Here is a 7,533-nt window from a genome sequence, read left to right as displayed (position 1 = left end):
TTGATGGGGTAAGGCTCCCAGTAGACGACTGGGTTGATAGGCCGGATATGGAAGCCAGGTGACTGGTGGAGTTGACCGGTACTAATAGGCCGAGGGCTTGTCCTCAGTTGCTCGCGTCCACTGTGTTAGTTCTGAGGCAACGACCGTTGCCGGTATTGAGCAGAACGCATAACTAAAGAGTGTGCTTGTTCGCTCGAAACCATTAGGGTTTCGGTGGTCATAGCGTGAGGGAAACGCCCGGTTACATTCCGAACCCGGAAGCTAAGCCTTACAGCGCCGATGGTACTGCAGGGGGGACCCTGTGGGAGAGTAGGACGCCGCCGAACAATCTTTGGAGGACCCCTGGTCACCAGCGTTCAGCTGGGACCAGGGGTCCTTTCGTTTTTACAATGCTTGCGGTACCTAAGACAGGAGTCACCATGTCCACCAACTCTCCCGACGACCGACCGGAGCGCGACCAGCGGCGACGGGACAGTGGGAACCGCAACGACCGTGGGGGCTTCCGGCGCGACAACGAACGTCGGGAAGGCGGCGACCGCCGTGACTTCCGGAGCCGTGACGACCGTGGCGGGTTCCGCGGACGGGACGACCGTGGCGGGTACGGCCGGCGCGACGACCGCGGTGACCGGCGGGCAGACGATCGGCGTGATGACCGTGGCGGGTTCCGCCGTGACGACCGGCGGGACGATCGCCGTGACGACCGCGGCGGATTCCGTGGGCGGGACGACCGTGGTGGCTACGGGCAGCGCGACGACCGTGACCGTGGTGGCTTCCGCCGTGATGACCGGGGGGACCGGCCCTCCTACCGCCGGGACAACGACCGCCGGGACGGCGGGGACCGTGGCGGGTTCCGCCGCGATGACCGGCGGGACGATCGCCGTGACGACCGTGGCGGCTTCCGTGGCGGTGAGCGTGGCGGGTTCCGTGGGCGGGACGACCGAGGTGGGCGTGGGCCCCGTCGGGACGACCGTGGCGGGCGGCCCGGCGGCTTCCGCGGCCGGGACGACCGGCGTGGCGGCGGCCGGTTCCGTGACGAGCGGGACCGTGACCGCGAGCCGATCAAGCGGCTGCCGATCCCCGAGGACGTCACGGGCGACGAGATCGACAAGGACGTGCGGCAGGAGCTCCAGAGCCTGCCCAAGACGCTCGCCGAGGACGTCGCCAAGAACCTGGTGATGGTGGCCCGGCTGATCGACGACGACCCCGAGGGCGCCTACGGCTACTCCAGGGTGGCGCTGCGGCTGGCGTCCCGAGTCGCGGCCGTACGTGAGGCGGCCGGATTCGCGGCGTACGCGAACCAGAAGTACGGCGAGGCCCTCGCCGAGTTCCGGGCGGCGCGGCGGATGACCGGCAGCGTCGACCTGTGGCCCGTCATGGCCGACTGCGAGCGCGGCCTCGGCCGGCCCGAGAAGGCCCTCGACATGGCCGGCGCCCCCGAGGTGCACAAGCTGGACAAGGCCGGGCAGGTCGAGATGCGGCTCGTCGCGGCCGGCGCCCGGCGTGACATGGGGCAGCTCGACGCGGCCATCGTGACGCTGCAGAGCCCGGAGCTGGCCTCCAACTCCGTGCAGCCGTGGACCGCGCGCCTTCGGTACGCGTACGCCGACGCGCTGCTCGCCGCCGACCGGCGCGGCGAGGCCCGCGAATGGTTCGCCAAGGCCGTCGAGGCCGACCGGGACGGCAGCACCGACGCCTCCGACCGGCTCGCGGAGCTGGACGGCGTGGAGTTCGTCGACGCGCTCGACGAGACCCAGGCCGACGACGTCGACAGTGACGGTGACGAGGACGCCACCGACGACTGACCGGGCGCGGCGGCACGCGAACAACCGAAGGGGGTGGGATCCGTCCGGGTCCCACCCCCTCCTTTTTGGTTTTCGCGAGGTGCCCTTCAGAGGTCCAGTGCGCGCAGCACCAGGCCCGACGCCGGCTTCGGGCCGAACGACGTCGACTTGCGGGGCATGGTGACGCCCTGGCGGGCCAGCTCGCGTACGACCTCCTCGCGCACGGGGTGCAGCAGCACCGCCGTACCGCCGTCGCGTTCGGCCTTCTCCACCGTGGCGGCCGTGTCGTGGATGTAGGCGATCCGGTTCGGATCGTCCTCCGGGATGTGCCACACATGGTCGAGGAGCGTGGCGTGCAGGACCGTCGCGTCCAGGGTCCGCCACGCCGAAGGACGATCCGCGGGCACCGTACGGGCCAGCAGCTCCGGGTCGGGGCGGTCGACGAGGTGGAAGGCGCCGTCGCCGGCCAGCAGGAAGGCGTTGCCCGCGCCCGCCGCGTCCGCCAGAGCGGCCAGCGCCTCCGGCAGCGGCACCTCCAGGTGTCGTACGCGGAACAGGTCCCGCAGGGCCGCCAGGGCGTCCCCGACGGGCAGGCCGTGCAGCAGACGGTGGATGGCCCGGACCCGCAGCGGATAGCGGGCCGTGTCCACCAGCAGCACCAGGCCGTAGTCCCACGGGCTGGGGGAAGGGTGCTCCGCGCGCAGCGTGCGATACGTCGCCCAGCGGTGGTGGCCGTCGGCGATGAGGGCCTGGCAGCCCGCCAGCTCGGCCTGGATGCGTGCCACATCGGCGGGGTCCGTGATGGACCACAGGCGGTGGCTGAAGCCGTCCTCCGTGGTCGTGGCCAGCAGCGGCGGGAGGCCGGCCGCGGCCTCCACAAGATCGCAGGTGGCCGGGGTGCTGCCGTCGCCGCGGTACGTCAGCAGCAGCGGTTCGAGGTTGGCGGCCGTCGCTCGCATCAGCGCCGCGCGGTCCGCGACCACATGCGGCATGACGTCCTCGTGGGGCAGGACCACACCCTCGCGGGGCTCGGAGACGCGCAGCGCGCCGATCAGGCCGCGCTGGAGCAGGCCCTCACCGTCGCTCTGCTCGTAGACGTACAGGCCGGGCTCGGGATCCGTGGTGAGGACCCCCTCCGCGAGCCAGCGGCGCAGCGTGTCGGCGGCCTGCTCGGTGCGGGCGCTGGGGGTGCGGGCCTGCGGGAGGATCAGACGGACGATGTTGTACGGGTCGGCGGCCTCCAGATGGTGCAGGCCGTCGGGGCGGACGACGACGTCGTACGGCGGGGACGTCACGGCGGCGAGGCTGCCGACCCGGTCGGGGTCGTAGCGCAGGCCTCGGAACGGGGTGAGTTCCAGGCCTCGGGGCGCCGTTGCTTCCGAGTGACCTGCAATGTTCATCCCGGCATCGTACGGGTCGGGGCGCTGTCGGTGGCATGGGGGATGATCGAGGGGAAACCCGAGCGTACGAGGAGCGATGCGGAATGAGCCGGAGCGTCAGGACGAAGCCCGAGGGCAGTGGGCAGGCCCTGAGCGAGGCGTACGACACGGCGCTGCTCGACCTGGACGGGGTGGTGTACTACGCGGGCGGACACGCCATCAAGCACGCCGTCGAGTCCCTCGCCGGGGCGCGGGCGGGCGGCATGCATCTGGCGTACGTCACCAACAACGCGCTGCGGACGCCGGACACGGTGGCCGCGCACCTGACCGAGCTGGGCATACCGACCGCCGCGGACGATGTCATCACCTCGGCGCAGGCCGTCGCCCGGCTGATCGCCGAGCAGGTGCCCGCCGGGTCGCGGGTGCTGGTCATCGGCGGTGAGGGGCTGCGGGTCGCGCTGCGGGAGCGGGGACTTCAGCCGGTGGAGTCCGCCGACGACGACCCGGCGGCCGTCGCCCAGGGGTACGGCGGTCCGGACCTGACGTGGGCGCGGTTCGCGGAGGCGAGCTTCGCGGTCGGGCGGGGCGTGCCGTGGTTCGCGTCCAACACCGACCTGACGATCCCCAGCGGGCGGGGCATCGCCCCGGGCAACGGCGCCGCCGTCGAAGTCGTGCGGATCGCGACCGGTGCCGAGCCGCAGGTCGCGGGCAAGCCGCTGCCCCCCATGCACCGGGAGACGATTCTGCGGACCGGGGCGAAGCGGCCCCTGGTGGTGGGGGACCGGCTGGACACCGACATCGAGGGCGCGTTCAACGGCGGCGTGGACTCGCTGCTGGTGCTGACCGGCGTGACCGACGGGGCGCGGCTGCTGGCCGCGCCGCCGCAGCACCGTCCGACGTACGTGGACGCGGACCTGCGGGGGCTGCTCACCGGGCAGCCGGACGTCGTCGAGGAGGGCGAGGGTTTCCGGTGCGGTGGCTGGACGGCGACCGCGGGGGACACGCGGCTGGAACTCGACGGTGACGGGGAGGTGCTGGACGGTCTGCGGGCGCTGTGCGCGGCGGCGTGGACGGCGGCCGGCTACGGCAGTTGCGCGCTCGACGGCGAGAAGGCACTGGCGCGGCTGGGGCTGTGAGGGCCCGCCCGGCGGCAGGGGCGGCAGGCGTGCGGCGCTTCGCCAGGGGGCCGGAGCGCGCGGGGTGGGGTGCGCCGGGGTGTGCGCCGGTGATCCGTGCCACGCGGATCGTTCCTGATGGCAGGGTAGGCTAACCTAACTGCGTGTTGGTCGAGAGTCCTCCCGAATCGCGCGCGGAAGTCCCGTCCGCGCCTCCCAGCCGCCGGGCGATACGCGCCGCCGGGCTGCTCGTCGCCGTGGCGGCCCTGGCCGCCGTACTGGTGGCGAGCATCGCGATCGGCGCGCGGCAGCTCTCCCTGGAACAGGTCTGGCACGGGCTGTTCCAGGCCACGGGGACCTACGGCGACACCGTGGTCGACGATCGGCTGTCCCGCACCCTGCTCGGACTGCTCGCCGGTGTCGCCCTCGGCCTGTCCGGAGCCGTGCTCCAGGCCCTGACACGCAATCCGCTCGCCGACCCCGGCCTGCTCGGCATCAACGCCGGCGCCTCCGCGGCCGTCGTCACGGCCATCACCTATCTCGGCGTCACCAGCCTCACCGGCTATGTGTGGTTCGCGTTCCTCGGCGCCGCCGTCGTGGGAGCGCTGGTGTGGTTCCTCGGCGGCAGCCGCGGCGCCACACCCGTACGGCTGGCCCTCGCCGGCACGGCGATCACCGCCGCGCTCTACGGGTTCGTACAAGCCGTGATGATCATGGACGATGCGGCGCTGGGCAAGATGCGCTTCTGGACGGTCGGTTCGCTGAACACCGCGACCGACCTCACCATCCGCCAGGTCTGGCCGTTCATCGCGGCCGGCACGCTGCTCGCCCTCGCGCTCGCCCGGTCGCTGAACGCCATGGCCATGGGCGACGACACCGCGAAGGCGCTCGGCGCGCACCTCGGCCGTACGCGGGCGCTGGCCATGCTCGCCGCCACGGTGCTGTGCGGGGCGGCCACCGCGGCCTGCGGGCCGATCATGTTCGTCGGGCTGATGGTGCCGCACGTCGTGCGCTCCTTCACCGGGCCCGACCTGCGCTGGATCCTGCCGTACGCGGCCGTCCTGTCGCCCGTGCTGTTGCTCGGCGCCGATGTCCTCGGACGGGTTCTCGCCCGGCCCGCCGAAGTGCAGGTGGGCATCGTGACCGCGGTCCTGGGCGGGCCGGTCTTCATCTTCCTGGTACGACGGCGGAGGACGACCCAGCTGTGAAGACCGCACCGAACAACGGGCGCCGCCCGGCCCCGGGCAGCCGTGTGCTGCGCACCCCCGGCGGGCTCTCCCTCCGGCTGGACGTCCGCGCCCTGGTCGTCGTCGTGCTGCTGCTGGTGGCCGCGTTCACCGCGAGCGTCGTGCTGATCGGCACCGGCGACTTCCCGATCCCGGCCGGGGACGTCGTGAAGACACTGCTCGGCGACGGCGAACCCGGGCAGGAGTTCATCGTCGAACAGCTGCGGCTGCCGCGCGTCCTCGTCGGGCTGCTCGTCGGCGCCTCGCTCGGGCTGGGCGGCGCGCTGTTCCAGTCCATCTCCCGCAACCCGCTCGGCAGCCCCGACGTGCTCGGCCTCAGCCAGGGCGCCACGGCCGGCGCGCTCGTCGTGATCGTGCTGATGTCCGGCAGCGCCCGAGCGGTCACCGTCGGCGCGCTCGTCGGCGGCCTGGCCACCGGCGCCGCGATCTATCTGCTCGCCTGGAAGCGGGGCGTGCACGGGTACCGGCTGGTCCTCGTCGGCATCGGCGTCAACGCGATCGCCGTCGCCGTCAACGGCTACCTGATCACCAAGGCCGACCTCGTCGACGCCGCCCGGGCCGTGGTGTGGATGACCGGCTCCCTCAACGGCCGCGGCTGGGAGCAGGTGGGACCGCTCTCCGCGCTGTGCGCGGTGCTCGTGCCGCTCGTCCTCGTGAACGCGCGTGGCCTGCGGATGATGGAGATGGGCGACGACCTGTCCAACGCGCTCGGCGTCCGCGTCGAACGGGTCCGCGCCCTGCTGATGGTGGCCGCGGTACTGCTGACCGCGGCCGCGACCGCCGCCGCCGGGCCCGTCTCCTTCGTCGCCCTGACCGCGCCCCAGCTGGCCCGGCGGCTCACCCGCTCGCCCGGCCCCAACCTCGTGCCGTCCCTGTGCATGGGCGCCGCGCTCCTGGTCACCGCGGACTGGGTCTCCCAGCGTGCCTTCGGCGCCGACCAGCTGCCCGTCGGCGTCGTCACCGGCGTCATCGGCGGCCTCTACCTGCTGTGGCTGCTGGTCGCCGAGCGCCGGGCGGGCCGGATATGAGCGCCGGAGGGACGACCGGGCCGCGCACCCCCGTCGAGCCGCCCGTGCCGTCGACCGGCGCGCCCACCCCGAGTGGACCGAACAACCCGAGCGGGCCGAACACCCCGAGGAGCATCGTGAACCGTCTGTCCGCCGAGAACGTCACCCTCGCCTACGACCAGCGGGTCATCGCCGAGGACCTGTCGGTGGAGATACCCGACCACTCCTTCACGGTGATCGTCGGCCCGAACGCGTGCGGCAAGTCGACGCTGCTGCGGGCCCTGTCGCGGATGCTCAAGCCCAGCCAGGGCCGCGTCCTGCTCGACGGGCAGGTCATCCAGTCGATGCCCGCCAAGAAGGTCGCGCGGACGCTGGGGCTGCTGCCGCAGTCGTCCATCGCCCCGGACGGCATCACCGTCGCCGACCTCGTCGGCCGCGGCCGTTACCCCCACCAGGGCATCCTGCGCCAGTGGTCCGCCGAGGACGAGCGTGTCGTGCAGGAGTCGATGCGGCAGACCGGCGTTGCCGAACTCGCCGACCGGTACGTCGACGAGCTGTCCGGCGGACAGCGGCAGCGCGTGTGGATCGCGATGGCGCTCGCCCAGCAGACCCCGCTGCTGCTCCTCGACGAGCCGACCACCTACCTCGACATCCAGCACCAGATCGACGTCCTCGACCTGTGCGCCGAGCTGCACGAGACACAGGGCCGCACCCTCGTCGCCGTCCTGCACGACCTCAATCACGCCGCCCGCTACGCCACCCACCTGATCGCCCTCAAGGCGGGCCGGGTCGTCGCCCAGGGCACGCCGGCCGAGGTGGTCACCGCGGAGCTGGTGGAGGAGGTCTTCGGTCTGCGCTGTCAGATCATCGACGACCCGGAGACCGGTACGCCGCTGGTGGTGCCGGCGGCACGCAAGGCGCGCGCGGCCCGCGCCGCCGAGCGGACCGCCGCGGCAGAGGCCTCCTGAGAAGGCCCGGACAGCCGAAACGGGGCGGGCAAGGCC

General features: G+C 72.6%; 6 protein-coding genes and 2 rRNA genes. 7 read left to right on the top strand and 1 reads right to left on the bottom strand.

The features are described from left to right. From MTQ10_RS08065 to MTQ10_RS08055, 3 genes are all read left to right on the top strand, one after another. Window positions 1–105 (top strand): 23S ribosomal RNA (locus tag MTQ10_RS08065); the annotation flags it as partial. A gap of 104 nt (window positions 106–209) precedes the next feature. Next, a 5S ribosomal RNA gene (gene rrf, locus MTQ10_RS08060) occupies window positions 210–326 on the top strand. 741 nt (window positions 327–1,067) lie between these two features. After that, a complete protein-coding gene (locus MTQ10_RS08055) occupies window positions 1,068–1,802 on the top strand; it encodes a hypothetical protein (RefSeq protein ID WP_247463846.1) in 735 nt (244 codons plus the stop codon). A gap of 86 nt (window positions 1,803–1,888) precedes the next feature. Here the strand turns inward: MTQ10_RS08055 and MTQ10_RS08050 are convergent, their stop codons facing one another. Continuing rightward, on the bottom strand, window positions 1,889–3,181 hold the full coding sequence (locus tag MTQ10_RS08050) for a DUF1015 domain-containing protein (protein ID WP_247463836.1): 1,293 nt from the start codon (window positions 3,179–3,181) through the stop codon (window positions 1,889–1,891). 83 nt (window positions 3,182–3,264) lie between these two features. Between MTQ10_RS08050 and MTQ10_RS08045 the strand changes: the two genes are divergently transcribed. From MTQ10_RS08045 to MTQ10_RS08030, 4 genes are all read left to right on the top strand, one after another. Beyond that, a complete protein-coding gene (locus MTQ10_RS08045) occupies window positions 3,265–4,296 on the top strand; it encodes an HAD hydrolase-like protein (protein ID WP_247463834.1) in 1,032 nt (343 codons plus the stop codon). Between the two features lie 143 nt (window positions 4,297–4,439). Then, window positions 4,440–5,483: a FecCD family ABC transporter permease gene (locus MTQ10_RS08040; RefSeq protein WP_247463833.1), complete on the top strand. Its 1,044-nt coding sequence runs from the start codon at window positions 4,440–4,442 to the stop codon at window positions 5,481–5,483. After that, a complete protein-coding gene (locus tag MTQ10_RS08035) occupies window positions 5,480–6,550 on the top strand; it encodes a FecCD family ABC transporter permease (protein ID WP_247463831.1) in 1,071 nt (356 codons plus the stop codon). The genes MTQ10_RS08040 and MTQ10_RS08035 overlap by 4 nt, the downstream gene beginning before the upstream one ends. Then, on the top strand, window positions 6,511–7,497 hold the full coding sequence (locus tag MTQ10_RS08030) for an ABC transporter ATP-binding protein (RefSeq protein WP_247463829.1): 987 nt from the start codon (window positions 6,511–6,513) through the stop codon (window positions 7,495–7,497). Before MTQ10_RS08035 ends, MTQ10_RS08030 begins: the two co-directional genes overlap by 40 nt. The last annotated feature ends 36 nt before the right edge of the window (window positions 7,498–7,533 follow it).

This window comes from Streptomyces sp. XM83C (assembly GCF_023072675.1).
Classification (GTDB): domain Bacteria; phylum Actinomycetota; class Actinomycetes; order Streptomycetales; family Streptomycetaceae; genus Streptomyces; species Streptomyces thermocoprophilus.
This window is presented reverse-complemented; position numbering and strand designations above follow the sequence as displayed.